Below are 384 nucleotides of genomic sequence, written 5' to 3' on the forward strand. Positions count from 1 at the left end.
CCGCTATGGCTGAGACAATGGCAATCTTCGGTCTTGTTGGTGCTTTGATATTGATAGTTACAGGAGTGGGCTTCTGAGCCCCTTAACTTTCCTTTAGGGAGGCAGAGCAATGGAAGGAGCAAAGCTGATCATCGAGGAGATAAACAGAGAGGCAGAGCAGAAGATAAGGTATATTCTAAGCGAAGCAGAGAAGCAAGCTGAGGAAATTAAAGCAGAAGCAGAAAAAAGAGCTAGAGCTAAAGCAGAGTGGATTTTGAGAAAAGCACAAACACAAGCTGAAATAGAAAAGCAGAGGATTGTAGCAAATGCTAAGCTCGAAATTAGAAAGAAAAGGCTGGCTCTTCAAGAGGAGTTGATAAACGAAGTTCTTAAGAGATCGGAAGA

1 protein-coding gene and 1 pseudogene are annotated in these 384 nt (G+C 42.7%); both read left to right on the forward strand.

Annotated elements, in window-relative coordinates:
* A pseudogene (locus tag E3E28_RS11300) lies at positions 1–77 on the forward strand (V-type ATP synthase subunit K); the annotation flags it as partial.
* A 32-nt stretch (positions 78–109) separates the two neighbouring features.
* Positions 110–384: V-type ATP synthase subunit E family protein (locus E3E28_RS11055; RefSeq protein ID WP_240921760.1), on the forward strand; the 275-nt coding region annotated here is incomplete at its 3' end.

It is taken from the genome of Thermococcus sp. 21S9, assembly GCF_012027635.1.
In the GTDB taxonomy this organism is placed as follows: domain Archaea; phylum Methanobacteriota_B; class Thermococci; order Thermococcales; family Thermococcaceae; genus Thermococcus.